The organism is Ruegeria sp. AH12 (assembly GCF_056541465.1).
Window position 1 is genome coordinate 1 of record NZ_JBQFYL010000146.1, and the last position, 731, is coordinate 731.

Consider the following 731-nt stretch of genomic DNA (forward strand, 5'->3'; position numbering starts at 1 on the left):
ATACTCGGCGTGGCTGTAGGGGCTTCGATTACCCCAGCCCTATTTGCAGAACTGCCGAAGATGGCAGCGTCGATTGCACTGATCCCGTTCTTTATCCTGCTGATCGCGCTGGTCGGAGTGCCATTCTTCCGCAAGGTCTGGGGCTTTGATACCACGACCGCGTTTTACGCGGCCATGCCCGGCGGATTGCAGGATATGATAATCTTCGGGGCCGAGGCTGGCGCTAACCCGCGAACGCTGTCCCTAATCCACGGAACCCGCGTTCTGATTATTGTAACGCTGGCCCCTCTGTTTCTTACGGTGTTTTACGACGCCCAACTCACCAACCCAATCGGAGAGCCCGCGCGCAACCTGCCGATACATGAATTGGCGCTGATGGTTCTTGCTGCCTTTGTCGGCTGGAAAGGCGGTGAGCGGATCGGCTTGTTCGGGGCGTCGATTCTAGGGCCAATGATCCTGACGGCTGCGTTGTCACTGGGCGACTTCATTCACACCCGACCGCCTCGCGAGGCCATCCTTGCGGCTCAGTTCTTTATCGGCTGCGGAATCGGCGTGAAATTCGTAGGTGTCACATGGGTCGAACTACGCCGTGTGGTAGCGGCGGGCATCGCCTATGTCATTGTCCTCGCCGTTCTGGCGGCCGCTTTCACTGCCGTTGTCACCACCTTGGGGCTGGGCCAACCGGTCGAGGCATTTTTGGCCTTTGCCCCCGGCGGGCAGGCAGAAATGAC

1 protein-coding gene is annotated in these 731 nt (G+C 59.2%); it reads left to right on the plus strand.

From position 1 onward, the window contains the following. Positions 1-731, plus strand: a 731-nt coding sequence (locus ACR0EL_RS22230) for an AbrB family transcriptional regulator (RefSeq protein ID WP_480502322.1), incomplete at both ends; no start/stop codon positions are given.